Below are 16026 nucleotides of genomic sequence, written 5' to 3'. Positions count from 1 at the left end.
TCTCAGACAGAATCATTCAGCTAGACGAGTCGACCCTTTCCGAGGTCACGGAGTTTATCCTTGCTTATCCGCGAAACCCCTGTATTCATCGATGGCCCGGTCGGCCAACTGGAAGCCTTGTACCTCGATGTCGCCGACGCCCGCGGCGTTGTGCTGCTGTGCCACCCCAACCCGGTGCAGGGTGGCACCATGATGAACAAGGTGGTGTCGATGCTCCAGCGCACCGCCCGCGATGCCGGCTACATCACCCTGCGCTTCAACTACCGCGGCGTTGGCCAGAGTGCCGGCAGCCATGACATGGGCAGCGGTGAAGTGGACGACGCCCAGGCGGCGGTAGACTGGCTGCGCGAGCAACACCCCGCGCTGCCACTGACGCTGATGGGCTTCTCCTTCGGCGGCTTCGTCGCCGCCAGCCTCGGCGGACGCCTGGAAGCCCGTGGCGTTGCGCTCAAGCACCTGTTCATGGTCGCTCCGGCGGTGATGCGCCTGGGTGATAACCCCTTGCCGCAGCAGGGCGAACTGAGCGTGATCCAGCCGGAAACCGACGAAGTGATCGATCCGCAGATCGTCTACGATTGGTCCGACGCACTGCCGCGCCCCCATGAGCTGCTGAAAGTGGCAGAATGCGGACACTTTTTTCATGGCAAGCTCACCGACCTCAAGGAACTGGTGCTGCCGCGCCTTTCGAACTGATACAAGCCTGATAAGCGATTACCCATGACTACGCGCATCCTTACCGGTATCACCACCACGGGCACGCCTCACCTGGGCAACTACGCCGGTGCCATCCGCCCGGCGATCCTCGCCAGCCGTGAACCGGGTGTCGACTCGTTCTACTTTCTGGCCGACTACCACGCCCTGATCAAGTGCGATGACCCGCAGCGCATCCAGCGCTCGCGCCTGGAAATCGCCGCGACCTGGCTGGCCGGTGGCCTGGACCCTGAGCGGGTGACGTTCTATCGCCAGTCCGACATCCCCGAGATTCCCGAGCTGACCTGGCTGCTGACCTGCGTCGCGGCCAAGGGCCTGCTCAACCGTGCGCATGCCTACAAGGCTTCGGTGGACAAGAACGTCGAGAACGGCGAAGACCCGGATGCCGGGATCAGCATGGGCCTGTACAGCTACCCGGTACTGATGGCCGCCGACATCCTGATGTTCAACGCCAACAAGGTGCCGGTCGGCCGCGACCAGATCCAGCATGTGGAGATGGCCCGCGACATCGGCCAGCGCTTCAACCACCTGTTCGGCCAGGGCAAGGAGTTCTTCGCCATGCCCGAGGCGCTGATCGAGGAAAGCGTGGCCACCCTGCCGGGCCTGGATGGGCGCAAGATGTCCAAGAGCTATGACAACACCATCCCGTTGTTCACCAGCGCCAAGGACATGAAGGATGCCATCTCGCGCATCGTCACCGACTCCCGGGCCCCGGGCGAAGCCAAGGACCCGGACAACGCACACCTGTTCACCCTGTTCCAGGCCTTCGCCACCCCGGCGCAAGCCGACGAGTTCCGTAGCGAACTGCTCCAGGGCCTGGGTTGGGGCGAGGCCAAGCAGCGTCTGTTCCAACTGCTCGATGGCCAGCTGAGTGAACCGCGCGAGCGTTATCACCAACTGATCGGCCGCCCGGCCGACCTGGAGGACATCCTCCTGGCCGGTGCGCAGAAAGCCCGCAAGGTGGCCACGCCGTTCCTCGAACAACTGCGTGAAGCGGTGGGCCTGCGCTCGTTCCGCAACATTGAGCAGGCGCCTGTTCAGGTCAAGAAGAAGGCGGCCAAGACGGCGCGTTTCGTCAGTTTTCGTGAAGACGACGGCAGCTTCCGCTTCCGCCTGCTGGCCGCTGATGGCGAGCAACTGCTGCTGTCGCGCAACTTCGCCGACGGCAAGACCGCAGGTGTGGTGAGCAAGCAACTGCAACAGGGCGGTGAGCTCGATGTGCGCCACGAAGGCCTGGGCTTCAGCCTGTGGCTGGAAGGCGAGTGCGTCGGCGACGGCCCGCAGTTCGCCGATGCCGCTGCCCGCGACGCGGCGATCGAAACCCTGCGAGCGGCCCTGGTGCCACAGCAGGACTGAACGGCTTATCGCAAGTCTGATTGCCATTATCCGGGGCCGTCGCTACAGTGACGGCCCGTTTTTGTTACCTTGCTAACGAATTATGACGCCCCTAGAACGATATCAAGCAGATCTGAAACGTCCCGAATTCTTCCATGACGCGGCGCAGGAAACTGCAGTGCGTCATCTGCAGCGCCTGTACGACGATCTGATCGCGGCGCAGAACAACAAGCCGGGTGTGTTCGGCAAGCTGTTTGGCAAGAAGGACCAGGCACCGGTCAAGGGCTTATACTTCTGGGGTGGGGTAGGCCGCGGCAAGACCTACCTGGTCGATACCTTCTTCGAGGCGCTGCCGTTCAAGCAGAAAGTGCGTACGCACTTCCACCGCTTCATGAAGCGCGTCCACGAGGAAATGAAAACCCTCAAGGGCGAGAAGAACCCGCTGACCATCATTGCCAAGCGCTTCTCGGAAGAGGCGCGGGTAATCTGCTTCGACGAGTTCTTCGTCTCCGACATCACCGACGCGATGATCCTCGGCACCCTGATGGAGGAGCTGTTCAAGAACGGCGTGACCCTGGTGGCGACCTCCAACATCGTCCCTGATGGCCTGTACAAGGACGGCCTGCAGCGTGCGCGCTTCCTGCCGGCGATCGCCCTGATCAAGCAGAACACCGAGATCGTCAACGTCGACAGCGGCGTCGACTATCGCCTGCGCCACCTGGAGCAAGCCGAGCTGTTCCACTTCCCGCTCGACGAAGCGGCCCACGAAAGCCTGCGCAAGAGCTTCCGCGCGCTGACGCCGGAATGCACCCAGGCGGTCGAGAACGATGTACTGGTGATCGAGAACCGTGAAATTCGTGCCCTGCGCACCTGCGACGACGTGGCCTGGTTCGAATTCCGCGAACTGTGCGACGGCCCGCGCAGCCAGAACGACTACATCGAACTGGGCAAGATCTTCCATGCCGTGCTGCTGAGCGACGTCGAGCAGATGAGCGTGGCGACCGATGACATCGCCCGGCGCTTCATCAACATGGTCGACGAATTCTATGACCGCAACGTCAAGCTGATCATCTCGGCCGAGGTTGAGCTCAAGGACCTGTACACCGGTGGTCGCCTGACCTTCGAATTCCAGCGGACCCTGAGCCGCTTGCTGGAAATGCAGTCCCACGAATTCCTGTCGCGGGCGCATAAGCCTTAAAAGCAGCTGCAAGTTTCAAGCTTCAAGCTGCAAGCAGGATCAAGAGCCGACCGCGCGCTGCTCTTGCTCTTGCTCTTGCTCTTGCTTGCCGCTTGAAGCTTGAAGCTGAGGAGGCCTTTCAGGCCTCCTGCATAAACTGCTGCCGATACTGATTCGGCGACAACTCCGTGTGCTGCCTGAACAACCGGGCAAAGAAACTCGCATCGTCGTAGCCAACTTCATAGCTGATGGTCTTGATGCTCTTGCGTGTGCCCGACAGCAAGCCCTTGGCCGTTTCGATCCGTAGCCGTTGCAGGTAGTGCAGCGGCTTGTCACCGGTGGCGCTCTGGAAGCGGCGCATGAAGTTGCGGATGCTCATGCCGTGGTTGCGGGCGACGTCCTCGAAGCGGAACTTGTCGGCGAAATGCTCCTCGAGCCAATGCTGGATCTGCAGGATGATCAGGTCCTGGTGCAGCTTCTGCCCGCCAAAGCCCATGCGCCCCGGGGTGTAGTTGCGCTGCACTTCGTAGAGGATGTCGCGGGCCACCGCTTGCGCCACGTTGGCCCCGCAGAAACGCTCGATCAGGTAGATGTACAGGTCGCAGGCCGAGGTGGTGCCGCCGGCGCAATAGAGGTTGTCGGCGTCGGTCAGGTGCTTGTCCTGGTTGAGGCTGACTTTGGGGAAGCGCTCGGCGAACTGGCTGAAAAAACGCCAGTAGGTGGTCGCCTCCTTGCCATCGAGCAGGCCAGCTTCGGCCAGCCAGAACACCCCGCTGGCCTCGCCGCACAGCACGGCACCGCGGGCATGCTGCTCGCGCAACCAGGGCAGTACCTGCGGGTAGCGCTGGCAAAGGGCATCGAAATCGTCCCAGAAGGCCGGCAGGATGATGATGTCGGCGGCTTCCAGGCCACTGTCGACCGGCAGTGTCACGTCGCTGAAGCTGCGCACCGGCAGGCCGTCAGGGCTTACCAGGCGGGTTTCGAACATCGATTGCAGGCCCAGCCCCAATTGCTTGCTGTAGCGCAGGCTGGCCAGGTGGAAGAAGTCCTTGGCCTGCATCAGGGTCGATGCAAAGACGTTGTCGATGGCCAGGATACTGACGCGCCGCAAGGACGCCGTGGGTTGGGTAAACATCATTTTCTTTATTCTTATAGGGTAGAGTGGTCAATCACCGGCTGGATCGTCTTATTTTTTGGCGATTGTGTCTACCCTCGGTTCCCACCTTGTTTGTGGGAACCGGGATCGCGTCTCAGGGCGCGGGGTTGGGCTGGTCCTGATGGATGGCCTCGATGCCCGCCAGCAGCTCGTCAGTGAGCTTCAGGTTGATGCTGGCCAGGTTGCTGTCCAGTTGCGCAAGCGTTGTCGCACCGATGATGTTGCTGGTCACGAACGGCTGGCGGGTGACGAAGGCCAGGGCCATCTGCGCCGGGTCCAGGCCATGGTCGCGGGCCAGCTTCACGTAGCGGCTGCAGGCGCTCACGGTCTGTGGGTTGGAATAGCGCGAGAAGCGGTTGAACAGGGTCAGGCGGCCATCGGCCGGGCGCGCACCGTCTTCATACTTGCCCGAGAGCATGCCGAAGGCCAGTGGCGAGTAGGCCAGCAGGCCGCACTGTTCGCGGATGGCGATCTCCGCCAGGCCGACCTCGAAGCTGCGGTTGAGCAGGTTGTAGGGGTTCTGGATTGAAACCGCACGGCTCCAGCCATGGCTTTCGGCCAGCTGCAGGAATTTCATGGTGCCCCACGGGGTTTCGTTGGACAGGCCGATGTGGCGGATCTTGCCGGCCTTGACCTGCTCGTCGAGCACTTCAAGGGTTTCTTCCAGCGGGGTGAACAGGTCCTGCGGCGCATGCTGGTAACCCAGCTTGCCGAAGAAGTTGGTGCTGCGCTCGGGCCAGTGCAACTGGTAGAGGTCGATCCAGTCGGTCTGCAGGCGCTTGAGGCTGTCGTCCAGGGCCGCGACGATGTGCTGGCGGTTGTGCTTGAGCAGGCCGTCGCGAATATGGTTGATGCCATTGCCGGGCCCGGCCACCTTGCTGGCCAGGATCCACTGGGCACGGTCGCCGCGCTGGCTGAACCAGTTGCCGATCATGCGCTCGGTGGCGGCGTAGGTTTCCGGGCGGGGAGGGACCGGGTACATCTCGGCAGTATCGATGAAGTTGATCCCGGCGGCCTTAGCCCGTTCGATCTGGGCGAAGGCCTGGGCCTGGTCGTTCTGCTCGCCCCAGGTCATGCTGCCCAGGCACAGGGCGCTGACGTTGAGGTCGGTTCGGCCCAGCTGGCGATAGTCCATTCGGCTGCTTCCTGTCTAAAAGAAGCATAAAAGCAGGTTGAATTTTTTTTCGCAATCTGGATAATTCAGCCCCTCTCCGTGCAGCGGAAGTGATGCCCCGCTCCATAGAAGAACCCTGCCGAATATTGGACGCGCTGACCCGAGCCCCCGATAGCGTCCGTGTGCGGCTGTGTCCTTGACTTGTCAAGGTGCGCACTATCCAGTAAGATCTGCCGTCTTATTTTCGCTGGGCGGCCCCTGAGGCTATAAAGAATGAAAACTTTTACTGCTAAACCGGAAACAGTAAAGCGCGACTGGTTCGTCGTTGACGCTGCTGGCAAGACCCTGGGTCGTCTGGCCACTGAGATCGCGAGCCGTCTGCGTGGCAAGCACAAGCCAGAGTACACTCCTCACGTTGACACCGGCGACTACATCGTCGTCATCAACGCCGAGCAGGTTCGTGTCACTGGTGCCAAGACTTCGGACAAAATGTACTACTCCCACTCCGGCTTCCCGGGCGGTATCAAGGAAATCAACTTCGAGAAGTTGATCGCCAAGGCCCCAGAGCGCGTGATCGAGACCGCGGTTAAAGGCATGCTGCCTAAGAACCCACTGGGTCGCGACATGTACCGTAAGCTGAAAGTCTATGCGGGCGCTACTCACCCTCATACTGCTCAGCAGCCCCAAGAACTGAAGATTTAACGGAATAGTTCATTATGTCGGCGACTCAAAATTACGGCACTGGCCGTCGCAAGACCGCAACCGCTCGCGTTTTCCTGCGTCCAGGTACCGGTAACATCTCCATCAACAACCGTTCTCTGGACGTGTTCTTCGGTCGTGAAACCGCGCGCATGGTAGTACGCCAGCCGCTGGAACTGACCGAGACCACCGAAAAGTTCGACATCTACGTCACCGTTATCGGTGGTGGTGTCAGCGGCCAGGCCGGTGCGATCCGTCACGGTATCACCCGTGCACTGATGGACTACGACGAAACCCTGCGTGGCGCTCTGCGTCGTGCTGGCTACGTCACCCGCGACGCTCGTGAAGTCGAGCGTAAGAAAGTGGGTCTGCGTAAAGCACGTAAGCGTCCTCAGTACTCCAAGCGTTAATTTCGCTTCGGTGTTCAAAAAAAGCCCGGTTCCTGGTGGAACCGGGCTTTTTTTATGTCTTGAATAACTATGCTGTTGTTTGCTGTGACAACTTGCCGCATAGACGCAAGTCAAGAGTTATAAGGGATAGCGGGGTGGCACAAGGCTAATCACCTTGTCAGAGAAGGGTCTTTTCATTACCATGCGGCAAATTTTTAGCAGTTCAGAAATTACTTAGTAGATGCCTGTTGCAACAGGCCATTAAAGCTGATGGGAGAGGACTGAATGAGCAATGACGGCGTCAATGCAGGCCGGCGTCGCTTCCTCGTAGCAGCCACGTCCGTGGTGGGTGCTGCAGGAGCGGTGGGGGCTGCGGTCCCGTTCGTAGGGTCATGGTTCCCCAGTGCCAAGGCGAAAGCCGCAGGTGCACCGGTGAAGGTCAATATCGCCAAGGTAGAGCCTGGTCAGCAGATGATTGCTGAGTGGCGCGGTCAACCGGTGTTCATCGTTCGTCGTACCGAAGAGATTCTCGGCAACCTCAAGAAGATCACCGGCGATCTCTCCGACCCTGAGTCCAAGGCATCGGTTCAACCCACCTACGTCGATCCGTCGAACCGCTCGATCAAGCCGGAAATCCTCGTGCTGGTCGGTCTGTGCACCCACCTGGGCTGCTCGCCGACCTTCCGGCCGGAAGTGGCACCTGTCGACCTGGGTCCGAAGTGGGTCGGTGGCTACTTCTGCCCGTGCCACGGTTCCCATTACGACCTGGCTGGCCGCGTCTACAAATCTCAGCCGGCGCCGCTCAATCTGCCAGTGCCGCCGCACTCTTATGAGTCGGACGACATCATTGTCGTCGGCGTCGATCAGGAGAACGCGTGATGAGTAAGTTCATGGATTGGGTTGACGCCCGCTTCCCCGCGACCAAGATGTGGGAAGACCATCTCAGCAAGTATTACGCACCGAAGAACTTCAACTTCTTCTACTTCTTCGGCTCCCTGGCCCTGTTGGTGCTGGTCAACCAGATCGTCACCGGTGTGTGGCTGACCATGAGCTTCACCCCTTCGGCCGAAGAGGCGTTCGCCTCGGTCGAATACATCATGCGTGACGTCGAGTACGGCTGGATCCTGCGCTACCTGCACTCCACCGGCGCGTCGGCGTTCTTCATCGTCGTCTACCTGCACATGTTCCGCGGCCTGCTGTACGGCTCGTACCAGAAGCCTCGCGAGCTGGTCTGGGTGTTCGGCATGCTGATCTACCTGGCGCTGATGGCCGAAGCCTTCATGGGTTACCTGCTGCCGTGGGGCCAGATGTCCTACTGGGGTGCCCAGGTGATCATCTCGCTGTTCGGTGCCATTCCGGTGATCGGCGACGACCTGACCCAGTGGATTCGCGGTGACTACCTGATCTCCGGGATCACCCTGAACCGCTTCTTCGCCCTGCACGTGGTGGCCCTGCCGATCGTCATTCTCGGCCTTGTGGTGCTGCACATCCTGGCGCTGCACGAAGTGGGTTCGAACAACCCTGATGGCGTCGACATCAAGAAGCTCAAGGACGAAAACGGCGTGCCGCTGGACGGCATCGCGTTCCACCCTTACTACACCGTGAAGGATATCGTCGGCGTCGTCGTGTTCCTCTTCGTGTTCTGCGCCATCGTGTTCTTCTTCCCGGAAATGGGCGGTTACTTCCTGGAAAAACCGAACTTCGAACAGGCCAACGCCTTCAAGACCCCTGAGCACATTGCCCCGGTCTGGTACTTCACTCCGTTCTACGCAATCTTGCGGGCGGTGCCGGACAAGCTCCTGGGCGTGATCGCCATGGGCGCTGCGATTGCCGTGCTGTTCGTCCTGCCGTGGCTGGATCGCAGCCCGGTCAAGTCCATGCGCTACAAGGGCTGGATGAGCAAGGTCTGGCTGCTGGTGTTCTGCATCTCGTTCGTGATCCTTGGTGTGCTCGGCGTTCTGGCGCCTACCCCGGGCCGTACGCTGCTGTCGCAGGTATGCACCTTCCTGTATTTCGCCTACTTCCTTCTGATGCCGTTCTACACCCGGCTCGAGAAGACCAAACCGGTTCCGGAAAGGGTGACTGGCTGATGAAAAAGCTATTTGCAGTATTGATTCTGGCAGTGATGCCCGCGTTCACCTTCGCCGCCGAACACGGCCTGGAGCTGGACAAGGTCGATATCGACCTGACCGACAAGGCCGCCATGCAGGACGGCGCACGCACCTTCGCCAACTATTGCATGGGTTGCCACAGCGCCAAGTTCCAGCGTTACGAGCGCGTGGCTGACGACCTGGGTATTCCTCACGAGCTGATGCTCGAGAAGCTGGTGTTCACCGGCGCCAAGATTGGCGACCACATGAAGATCGGCATGAAGCCTGAAGATGCCAAGACCTGGTTTGGTGCCGCGCCGCCCGACCTCACCCTGGTTGCCCGGGTCCGTGGTACCGATTGGCTGTACAGCTACCTGCGTAGCTTCTATGAAGACAAGTCGCGTCCGTACGGGGTGAACAACAAGGTTTTCCCCAACGTCGGCATGCCTAACGTGCTGGTTGGCCTGCAGGGCAACCAGGTGATTGGCTGCAAGCAAGTGCAGACCGTGGTCGATGGCAAGAAGCAATACGACCCGCTGACCGGCTCGCCGTTGACCCATGAAGCATGTGACCAGCTGACCGTGGAGCCGAAATCCGGTACCCTGACGCCAGAGCAGTTCGACGAGAAGGTCAAGAACCTGGTGACCTTCCTGGCCTACTCGGCTAACCCGGTCAAACTGGAAAGCCAGCGCATCGGCACCTATGTGCTGCTGTATCTGGCCTTCTTCTTCGTATTCGCTTACCTGCTCAAGCGCGAATACTGGAAGGACGTGCACTGATCACGCAGTAGTTTCTGGTAGTTGAACGCGCCCTGGGGCGCCTCTGGATTCACAGGGGCGCTCGCAGGGCGCGTTTGCATTTGCAGCATTTATAAATTCATACGCGAGGAGGACCACTATGGGCGTGACCAACCGGTTAGCCTGCTACTCCGACCCCGCTGACCATTATTCTCATCGGGTGCGCATCGTTCTCGCCGAGAAGGGTGTCAGCGTCGAGATCATCAACGTCGATCCTGGTCGCCTGCCGCCCAAGCTGGTTGAAGTGAACCCCTATGGCAGCGTGCCAACCCTGGTCGATCGCGACCTGGCGTTGTACGAGTCGACCGTGGTGATGGAATACCTCGATGAACGTTACCCGCATCCGCCGCTGTTGCCGGTGTATCCAGTGGCGCGGGCCAACAGCCGCCTGCTGATCCACCGCATCCAGCGCGACTGGTGTGCGCTGGTCGACCTGATACTCGACCCGCGTAGCAAGGAGCCTGCACGCGTCCAGGCGCGCAAGGAATTGCGCGAGAGCCTGACCGGGGTGTCGCCGTTGTTTGCCGACAAGCCTTGTTTCCTCAGTGAGGAGCAAAGTCTGGTCGATTGTTGTCTATTGCCCATACTCTGGCGTTTGCCAGTGTTGGGTATCGAACTGCCGCGGCCGGCCAAGCCGTTGCTCGATTACATGGAGCGACAGTTTGCCCGCGAAGCCTTCCAGGCAAGCCTGTCCGCTGCTGAACGTGAAATGCGCTAGGTTTTAAGGAGCTGTCGATGAACTCCAGTCGCCCCTATTTGGTACGTGCACTCTATGAGTGGATCGTGGACAACGACTGCACACCGCATATGCTGGTCAATGCCGAATACCCGGCCGTCCAGGTACCCCAGAGCTTCGCCAGTGACGGTCAGATCGTCCTGAACATCTCACCCAATGCCGTACGTCACCTGCACATGGATAACGAAGCAGTGAGCTTCGAGGGCCGCTTTGGCGGCGTCGCCCACACCCTGTTCGTGCCGGCCGGTGCGATTCTGGGTATTTATGCCCGGGAAAACGGCCAGGGCATGGTCTTCGAGCTCGAGCCGCCATTGCTCGACGATGAAGATGAAGAGGAAGACGACAACGTTGAGCCGGATGACGATGGTCCGCAGGGTGGTGGCCAGCCACCACGGCCCAGCGGGCGTCCGAGCCTGAAGGTGGTCAAGTAACGAAAAAGGCGATCCATGCGGATCGCCTTTTTTGTGTCTGCCGGCCTGGATTACAGGTCGGTGATGGTGCGGACCTGGTCCTTGTTGACCTTGATCACCTTGCCATCGAGCTGCTTGAACTCGTAGAAGCCGGCGGCGCGATCGTAGTACGGCGCGTCGACTGCCTGGAATTCGCGGCCGTCGTTGAGGGTGATCTGGCTTGGGGTGGAGCAGCCGGCCAGGGTGGCGAGGGCGCCAATCAGCAAGGTTGGCAGCAGGCCGTTTTTCATGGGGACTTCCTAGGTTCAGGTGGGTGTCAATCAGGTCCTCATCGCGGGGCAAGCCCGCTCCCACCGTGTAGGAGCGGGCTTGCCCCGCGATGGGTTCATCAGTCGATGTATTCGAACAATTTGACGATCTTCTGCACGCCCGACACACCCTGCACCAGGTTGGTGGCACGGGTGGCTTCCTGTTGGGTCAGCAGGCCGAGCAGGTAGACGATGCCGTTCTCGGTGATCACCTTGATGCGCGAACCGGGGATGCTGCTGTCGGTGAGCATCTGGGTCTTGATCTTGGTGGTCAGCCAGGCGTCATTGTTGCGCGCCAGGATCGAGGAGGGCGGCAGCACCTGCAGCTCGTTGTGCACCTTTTTCACTCGCTGGACCTGGCTGGCAGCCTGTTCGGCCAGGCTCTTGAGGTCGGCGCGCGGGGTCTGCCCGGCGAGCAGGACGATGCCGTTGTAGCTGCTGACGACGATGTGCGAACTCTTGTCCAGGTCAGGGCTGGCCTTGGCGACGTTGACCGATACTTTGGTTTCGATCAGCGAGTCATCAATTTTGCTGCCGAAGGTACGGGTGCCGCGATCGTCCTCGATTGGCGTATCGCGGGTGGCAGTGAGCACCGAGCTGCAACCGGTGAGGCTCAGGCACAGGGTCAGGGCCATCAGGCCGAGGCGGTTAGGGGTCATTCTTCACTCCCGAACAATTGGCTGTCGATCAAGTCGCAGAGGCAGTGGATCGCCAGCAGGTGGACTTCCTGGATACGTGCGGTGACGTTGGCCGGAACGCGAATCTCGACGTCTTCAGGCAGCAGCAGCGAGGCCATGCCGCCGCCATCGCGTCCGGTCAGAGCTACGACAATCATTTCGCGATCATGTGCGGCCTGGATCGCCTGAATAATGTTCGCCGAGTTACCGCTGGTCGAAATTGCCAGCAGTACATCGCCGGGTTGGCCCAGGGCGCGGATCTGCTTGGAGAAGATTTCGTTGTAGCTGTAGTCGTTGGCGATCGAGGTGATGGTCGAGCTGTCGGTGGTCAAGGCGATGGCCGGCAGGCTCGGGCGTTCGCGCTCGAAGCGGTTGAGCAGTTCGGAAGAGAAGTGCTGGGCATCGCCGGCCGAGCCGCCGTTGCCGCAGGCAAGCATCTTGCCCTCGTTGAGCAGCGCATTGACCATGACCTGACTGGCTTGCTCGATGTGTGGTGCAAGGACTTCCATCGCCTGTTGCTTGGTGTTGATACTGGCCTGAAAAAGCTGGCGAATTCGGGATTGCATGTCCATCAGTGTGACCTTAAGTAGGGCGGCTGGCCGGGCGCGTCGGGAGTATACAAAAAAGGTCCCGGCACATGACTGTGCAGCCCGTGAAGCAAAGAGCAAAAAAAGTTGTAGGGGTAATGGGGCGCAGCGATCGCGGGTTCAGCACTCGAAGGCATTTTTCAGCCAGTTCAGTGCTGGGCCCGAATGGCCTTTGCCTTGCAAGGCGATGACATCGAAACGGCAGGGGTGGTTGGCCCAGCGTGTTTCCTTTTGCAGAAAAGACTCGGCGGCTAGCACCAGTTTGTCCTGCTTGCGCCCGTCGATACTGGCCAGGGCACCGCCAAAGTCCGCGTGCAGCCGGTAGCGGACTTCGACGAATACTACTGTATCGCTGTCGAGCATGACCAGATCAAGCTCGCCGCGTTTGCATCGCCAGTTCTGCGCCAGTAGCTGCAGGCCTTGCCCCTGAAGGTATTCAAGGGCTTGCCGTTCGGCGGCCTGGCCGGCCTGTTGGCGCGAACTGGCGGGCATCAGCGTGGCGTATCGGGCAGGCGTTTGACCTGGCCGCCGGAGAACTCGGCCCAGGGCAGTTGCCGCTCGATGCGCTGGTTCTCGTTCATGCTCAGGCTGCCGGACAAGCCGTCGATGCGGTTTTCAGGCAGCGCGCGCAGCTGGCCCAGACGCGGTGCCAGGCTGAAGGCGTCGATGCCCATGGCGTACAGGCGGCCCAGGCTGCCGGCAGCTTGTGGCCACTGGCGCTCGACCTGCTGACGCAGCGGATTGCCGCTGTCGAGCAGCCACGGGGTATCGCAGAAGCGCACGCCGGTGAGGTCGTTGTACTGGTTGACGTCGCCGCTGGCGCTGTACACGTGCGAGGTGGCGTACACCGGAACGTCGCCGGCGTACTGGAAGTTCAGGGTCGGCTTGATCTGCTGGCCTTGCTGCGGGGTGGCGGCAAGGAAGATGAAGTCGATGTCCTGGCGGCGCGAAGGCTGGGCCGATACCGCACCGCCTACAGTGTTTTGCAGGCTCTTGGCGCGGCCTTCGCTCTGGCGCAGCTGGAACAGGTCAGCGATCTGCTGAGCCAGGGCCACTGGCTGATCGATGTGCTGGGCGGCCAGCAGGCTGCCGCCGTTGGCTTCCCAGTCCTGGCGGAAGGCCTTGAGCACGCGGTCGCCCCATTCGCCTTTTGGCACCAGGGCTACGGCGCGAACCATGCCGTCGGCGCGGGCGCGACGGGACACTTCACGGGCTTCGTCTTCGGCGGCGAGACCGAACTGATACAGCTGCTCCGGGCCTTTCTGGCCGGCGTCGCTGTAGTTCAGGGCCAGGGTGGTAATAGGCAGCTGCGGGTAGGCGGCGAGCTTTTTCACCAGCGGTTTTTCCAGCGGGCCAACCACCAGTTGCACGCCCGAGGCCTGGGCCTGGCGATAGAAGTCATCCAGCGAGGTCAGTCGCGAGCTGTCGAAGACTTCGATGGTTGGCGGCTTCTGCCCGGCTTGCTGGGCCTGGAAGTGCGCGGCCATGAAGCCGTCGCGCAGGGCGCGGGCGACGCCGGCCAGCTGGCCTTCCTGTGGCAGCAGCAGGGCAATCTTGGTCAGCGGCTGGCTGGTCAGTTCCATCAGCTTGATCAGCGATGGCGGCAGTTGGGCGGCGGCCGGGTGATCGGCATGCTGCGTGCGCCAGGCGTCGATGGCGGCTTGTTGCTGTTCGACAGTGCCGGCACCTTTGACCGCCAGGGCCAGGCTGGCCCAGCCAGCCATGGTGTCGGTACCGGCGCTCAAGCCTTTGAGCTGGTCGCGCGGAACTGCCGCCACCAGGTTCCAGATCGCGTCATTGTTGGCGTTGGCGGCATTGCCCTTGAGCAGCGGCGTCAGTTGCACGCGCTCCTGGGCAGCAGCCAGGGGCTGGCCGTTGGCTTCCAGTACCATGGCATGCACGTTGCGGGTGCGGATCTGTTGATCCTCCGGCAGTTCGTTCAGGCGCGCCAGGCTCGGGTGGCTCAGGGCGGTCAGGGCCAGCTTGGGCTGGTTGCGGCTCATGGCCAGTTCTGCCGCCAGGGTGCTGGCGAACATCTGCTGGGCCGGTTTGAGCTGCTCCAGCGGCACTTGCTCGAGGATGCGCGCGGCGCGGGCATTGTCCTTTTGCTTGTAGGCCAGGTCGGCGGCGCTCAGGCGCAGCAGTGCTGCTTGCTCCGGGGTCTTGCTGGTAGTGGCCTGTTCAAGCAGTTGCTCGATGCTGGCATCCGGTGTGCGCGGCAGTTCGCCGAGGCTCGACGAGGGCGAGCTGGCGCAGGCTGCCAGCAGGGCGGCGAGGCAAAGGGCTGTGAACAGCCGCAGGCAAGCGATCATGTAAGGGTCCTGTTACTCGATCAAATTAACGGGCGATTGTACCCAAGCGCTGGCCGGGGCGCGATCTTGCTGGCGTTAATCCTTCAATATAGGTGCTGGAACACCGGTTTGCGGTGATCCTGGTTGCCCAATGTTGCCGGGTCTCGGGCTACAATGGCGCTTTGATCATGACGACAGGTGTATGCAGTGACTGATGTTCCAGGGGCTTCCCAATCCACTTCGGGCACGCTTTACGTGGTGGCCACGCCAATCGGCAACCTGGATGACATGAGTGCCCGGGCGCTGAAAGTGCTCGGCGATGTGGCGTTGATTGCCGCTGAGGACACCCGTCACTCCATTCGTCTGTTGCAGCACTTCGGCATCAATACCCCCTTGGCCGCCTGCCATGAGCACAACGAGCGTGATGAGGGCAGCCGCTTTCTCACCCGCTTGCTGGCCGGGGATAACGTTGCGCTGATTTCCGATGCCGGCACGCCGCTGATTTCCGATCCTGGTTATCACCTGGTGCGTCAGGCCCGTGCCGCGGGCATTGCGGTGGTGCCGGTCCCGGGCGCCTGTGCCCTGATCGCGGCGCTGTCGGCCGCCGGCCTGCCATCGGACCGTTTTATCTTCGAAGGCTTCCTGCCGGCCAAGGCTGTAGGGCGTCGTGCGCGCCTGAGTCAGGTCAAGGAAGAGCCGCGTACGCTGATCTTCTACGAAGCGCCGCACCGGATCCTCGAGTGTCTGCAGGATATGGAAGAGGTGTTTGGTGGTGAGCGTCCGGCGCTGCTGGCCCGCGAGCTGACCAAGACCTTCGAGACCCTCAAGGGCTTGCCTCTGGCTGAACTGCGCGCTTTCGTCGAGGCCGACAGCAATCAGCAGCGTGGCGAGTGCGTGGTGCTGGTGGCGGGCTATAGCGCGCCGGAAGATGAGCAGGCGGTGAATAGCGAGGCGATGCGCATTCTCGACCTGCTGCTGGCGGAGATGCCGCTCAAGCGCGCGGCAGCCCTGGCGGCGGAAATTACCGGCGTACGCAAGAACCTGCTGTACCAGGTGGCGCTGGAAAAACAGAAAGCCCACTGATGTTATAGTGACATTATCGGTTTTATCGCTTGTTCTTGACGCTCGCTACCGTTAACCTTTGTGGCGGAGAGTCGATTGGACAGTCGCTGCCTTCTATTGTTTCGCAATAGAGGGGGGAGGAAAGTCCGGGCTCCATAGGGCAGAGTGCCAGGTAATGCCTGGGGGGCGCGAGCCTACGGAAAGTGCCACAGAAAATAACCGCCTAAGCACCTCGGTGCCGGTAAGGGTGAAAAGGTGCGGTAAGAGCGCACCGCATGACTGGCAACAGTTCATGGCTAGGTAAACCCCACTCGGAGCAAGACCAAATAGGGTTCCATATGGCGCGGCCCGCGTTGGAACCGGGTAGGTTGCTAAAGGCGTCCAGTGATGGCCGTCGTAGAGGAATGACTGTCCTCGACAGAACCCGGCTTACAGATCGACTCTCCACCTTTTCCCCTCCTGCTTGAATCGATAGCAGATGCGTCTT

18 protein-coding genes and 1 other RNA gene are annotated in these 16026 nt (G+C 61.0%); 12 read left to right on the top strand and 7 right to left on the bottom strand.

What is annotated here, in order from left to right; translation table 11 throughout:
• Positions 1-60: 60 nt before the first annotated feature.
• From BV82_RS22235 to zapE, 3 genes are all read left to right on the top strand, one after another.
• Positions 61-693 carry an alpha/beta hydrolase gene (locus tag BV82_RS22235; RefSeq protein ID WP_010220752.1) on the top strand — a complete coding sequence of 211 codons (633 nt, stop codon included), beginning with the start codon at positions 61-63 and terminating at the stop codon, positions 691-693.
• Between the two features lie 24 nt (positions 694-717).
• Entirely contained in the window at positions 718-2067 is a 1350-nt protein-coding gene (locus tag BV82_RS22230) for a tryptophan--tRNA ligase (protein WP_010220753.1), read from the top strand.
• Positions 2068-2149: 82 nt separating this feature from the next.
• On the top strand, positions 2150-3244 hold the full coding sequence (zapE, locus tag BV82_RS22225; protein ID WP_010220754.1) for a cell division protein ZapE: 1095 nt from the start codon (positions 2150-2152) through the stop codon (positions 3242-3244).
• A gap of 118 nt (positions 3245-3362) precedes the next feature.
• Here zapE and BV82_RS22220 read toward each other — a convergent pair whose 3' ends face one another.
• Both BV82_RS22220 and BV82_RS22215 read right to left on the bottom strand, forming a co-directional pair.
• A complete protein-coding gene (locus BV82_RS22220; RefSeq protein ID WP_162835469.1) occupies positions 3363-4259 on the bottom strand; it encodes a GlxA family transcriptional regulator in 897 nt (298 codons plus the stop codon).
• A 214-nt stretch (positions 4260-4473) separates the two neighbouring features.
• On the bottom strand, positions 4474-5514 hold the full coding sequence (locus BV82_RS22215) for an NADP(H)-dependent aldo-keto reductase (RefSeq protein WP_036996801.1): 1041 nt from the start codon (positions 5512-5514) through the stop codon (positions 4474-4476).
• A 252-nt stretch (positions 5515-5766) separates the two neighbouring features.
• Between BV82_RS22215 and rplM the strand changes: the two genes are divergently transcribed.
• The 7 genes from rplM (at position 5767) to BV82_RS22180 (ending at position 10635) form a co-directional block, all read left to right on the top strand.
• Positions 5767-6195: a 50S ribosomal protein L13 gene (rplM, locus tag BV82_RS22210; RefSeq protein ID WP_010220758.1), complete on the top strand. Its 429-nt coding sequence runs from the start codon at positions 5767-5769 to the stop codon at positions 6193-6195.
• Positions 6196-6209: 14 nt separating this feature from the next.
• On the top strand, positions 6210-6602 hold the full coding sequence (gene rpsI / locus BV82_RS22205) for a 30S ribosomal protein S9 (protein ID WP_036996798.1): 393 nt from the start codon (positions 6210-6212) through the stop codon (positions 6600-6602).
• A 264-nt stretch (positions 6603-6866) separates the two neighbouring features.
• Complete coding sequence (petA, locus tag BV82_RS22200) at positions 6867-7460, top strand: ubiquinol-cytochrome c reductase iron-sulfur subunit (protein ID WP_010220763.1); 594 nt, start codon at positions 6867-6869, stop codon at positions 7458-7460.
• Complete coding sequence (locus BV82_RS22195) at positions 7460-8671, top strand: cytochrome b (RefSeq protein ID WP_010220764.1); 1212 nt, start codon at positions 7460-7462, stop codon at positions 8669-8671. The genes petA and BV82_RS22195 overlap by 1 nt, the downstream gene beginning before the upstream one ends.
• On the top strand, positions 8671-9450 hold the full coding sequence (locus BV82_RS22190) for a cytochrome c1 (protein ID WP_010220765.1): 780 nt from the start codon (positions 8671-8673) through the stop codon (positions 9448-9450). The genes BV82_RS22195 and BV82_RS22190 overlap by 1 nt, the downstream gene beginning before the upstream one ends.
• A gap of 118 nt (positions 9451-9568) precedes the next feature.
• Positions 9569-10186 carry a glutathione S-transferase N-terminal domain-containing protein gene (locus tag BV82_RS22185; RefSeq protein ID WP_010220766.1) on the top strand — a complete coding sequence of 206 codons (618 nt, stop codon included), beginning with the start codon at positions 9569-9571 and terminating at the stop codon, positions 10184-10186.
• Positions 10187-10203: 17 nt separating this feature from the next.
• Positions 10204-10635, top strand: a complete 432-nt coding sequence (locus tag BV82_RS22180; protein WP_010220768.1) for a ClpXP protease specificity-enhancing factor — start codon at positions 10204-10206, stop codon at positions 10633-10635.
• Between the two features lie 50 nt (positions 10636-10685).
• On the opposite strand, the gene BV82_RS22175 is transcribed toward BV82_RS22180, so the two are convergent.
• The 5 genes from BV82_RS22175 to BV82_RS22155 all read right to left on the bottom strand — a co-directional run bounded on the left by BV82_RS22175 (position 10686) and on the right by BV82_RS22155 (position 14498).
• Positions 10686-10904 (bottom strand): YgdI/YgdR family lipoprotein, encoded by a 219-nt coding sequence (locus tag BV82_RS22175; RefSeq protein ID WP_010220769.1) that lies wholly within the window; start codon positions 10902-10904, stop codon positions 10686-10688.
• Between the two features lie 98 nt (positions 10905-11002).
• Positions 11003-11581 (bottom strand): BON domain-containing protein, encoded by a 579-nt coding sequence (locus BV82_RS22170; protein ID WP_010220770.1) that lies wholly within the window; start codon positions 11579-11581, stop codon positions 11003-11005.
• The gene (locus BV82_RS22165) at positions 11578-12171 is read right to left on the bottom strand and encodes a phosphoheptose isomerase (RefSeq protein ID WP_026001179.1); all 594 of its coding nucleotides are present in this window, start codon (positions 12169-12171) and stop codon (positions 11578-11580) included. The genes BV82_RS22170 and BV82_RS22165 overlap by 4 nt, the downstream gene beginning before the upstream one ends.
• A gap of 135 nt (positions 12172-12306) precedes the next feature.
• On the bottom strand, positions 12307-12678 hold the full coding sequence (locus BV82_RS22160) for a YraN family protein (protein ID WP_010220772.1): 372 nt from the start codon (positions 12676-12678) through the stop codon (positions 12307-12309).
• The gene (locus BV82_RS22155; protein WP_036996797.1) at positions 12678-14498 is read right to left on the bottom strand and encodes a penicillin-binding protein activator; all 1821 of its coding nucleotides are present in this window, start codon (positions 14496-14498) and stop codon (positions 12678-12680) included. The genes BV82_RS22160 and BV82_RS22155 overlap by 1 nt, the downstream gene beginning before the upstream one ends.
• A gap of 186 nt (positions 14499-14684) precedes the next feature.
• Between BV82_RS22155 and rsmI the strand changes: the two genes are divergently transcribed.
• Both rsmI and rnpB read left to right on the top strand, forming a co-directional pair.
• Positions 14685-15560, top strand: a complete 876-nt coding sequence (rsmI, locus tag BV82_RS22150; RefSeq protein ID WP_026001180.1) for a 16S rRNA (cytidine(1402)-2'-O)-methyltransferase — start codon at positions 14685-14687, stop codon at positions 15558-15560.
• 67 nt (positions 15561-15627) lie between these two features.
• An RNA gene (gene rnpB / locus BV82_RS22145) (RNase P RNA component class A) lies at positions 15628-15987 on the top strand.
• Positions 15988-16026: the final 39 nt, after the last annotated feature.

It is taken from the genome of Pseudomonas donghuensis (genome assembly GCF_000696345.2).
GTDB classification, from domain to species: Bacteria; Pseudomonadota; Gammaproteobacteria; order Pseudomonadales; family Pseudomonadaceae; genus Aquipseudomonas; species Aquipseudomonas donghuensis.
Note: the sequence above shows the minus strand (reverse complement) of the source record. Positions and strands in the feature narration are given on the sequence as shown.

Coding starts and splice junctions, on each gene's coding strand:
- BV82_RS22160 (WP_010220772.1), bottom strand. CDS start 12,678: ATGCCCGCCAGTTCGCGCCAACAGGCCGGCCAGGCCGCCGAACGGCAA.
- BV82_RS22170 (WP_010220770.1), bottom strand. CDS start 11,581: ATGACCCCTAACCGCCTCGGCCTGATGGCCCTGACCCTGTGCCTGAGC.
- BV82_RS22175 (WP_010220769.1), bottom strand. CDS start 10,904: ATGAAAAACGGCCTGCTGCCAACCTTGCTGATTGGCGCCCTCGCCACC.
- BV82_RS22230 (WP_010220753.1), top strand. CDS start 718: ATGACTACGCGCATCCTTACCGGTATCACCACCACGGGCACGCCTCAC.
- zapE (WP_010220754.1), top strand. CDS start 2,150: ATGACGCCCCTAGAACGATATCAAGCAGATCTGAAACGTCCCGAATTC.
- BV82_RS22195 (WP_010220764.1), top strand. CDS start 7,460: ATGAGTAAGTTCATGGATTGGGTTGACGCCCGCTTCCCCGCGACCAAG.
- BV82_RS22215 (WP_036996801.1), bottom strand. CDS start 5,514: ATGGACTATCGCCAGCTGGGCCGAACCGACCTCAACGTCAGCGCCCTG.
- petA (WP_010220763.1), top strand. CDS start 6,867: ATGAGCAATGACGGCGTCAATGCAGGCCGGCGTCGCTTCCTCGTAGCA.
- BV82_RS22185 (WP_010220766.1), top strand. CDS start 9,569: ATGGGCGTGACCAACCGGTTAGCCTGCTACTCCGACCCCGCTGACCAT.
- BV82_RS22190 (WP_010220765.1), top strand. CDS start 8,671: ATGAAAAAGCTATTTGCAGTATTGATTCTGGCAGTGATGCCCGCGTTC.
- rpsI (WP_036996798.1), top strand. CDS start 6,210: ATGTCGGCGACTCAAAATTACGGCACTGGCCGTCGCAAGACCGCAACC.
- BV82_RS22165 (WP_026001179.1), bottom strand. CDS start 12,171: ATGGACATGCAATCCCGAATTCGCCAGCTTTTTCAGGCCAGTATCAAC.
- rplM (WP_010220758.1), top strand. CDS start 5,767: ATGAAAACTTTTACTGCTAAACCGGAAACAGTAAAGCGCGACTGGTTC.
- BV82_RS22155 (WP_036996797.1), bottom strand. CDS start 14,498: ATGATCGCTTGCCTGCGGCTGTTCACAGCCCTTTGCCTCGCCGCCCTG.
- BV82_RS22180 (WP_010220768.1), top strand. CDS start 10,204: ATGAACTCCAGTCGCCCCTATTTGGTACGTGCACTCTATGAGTGGATC.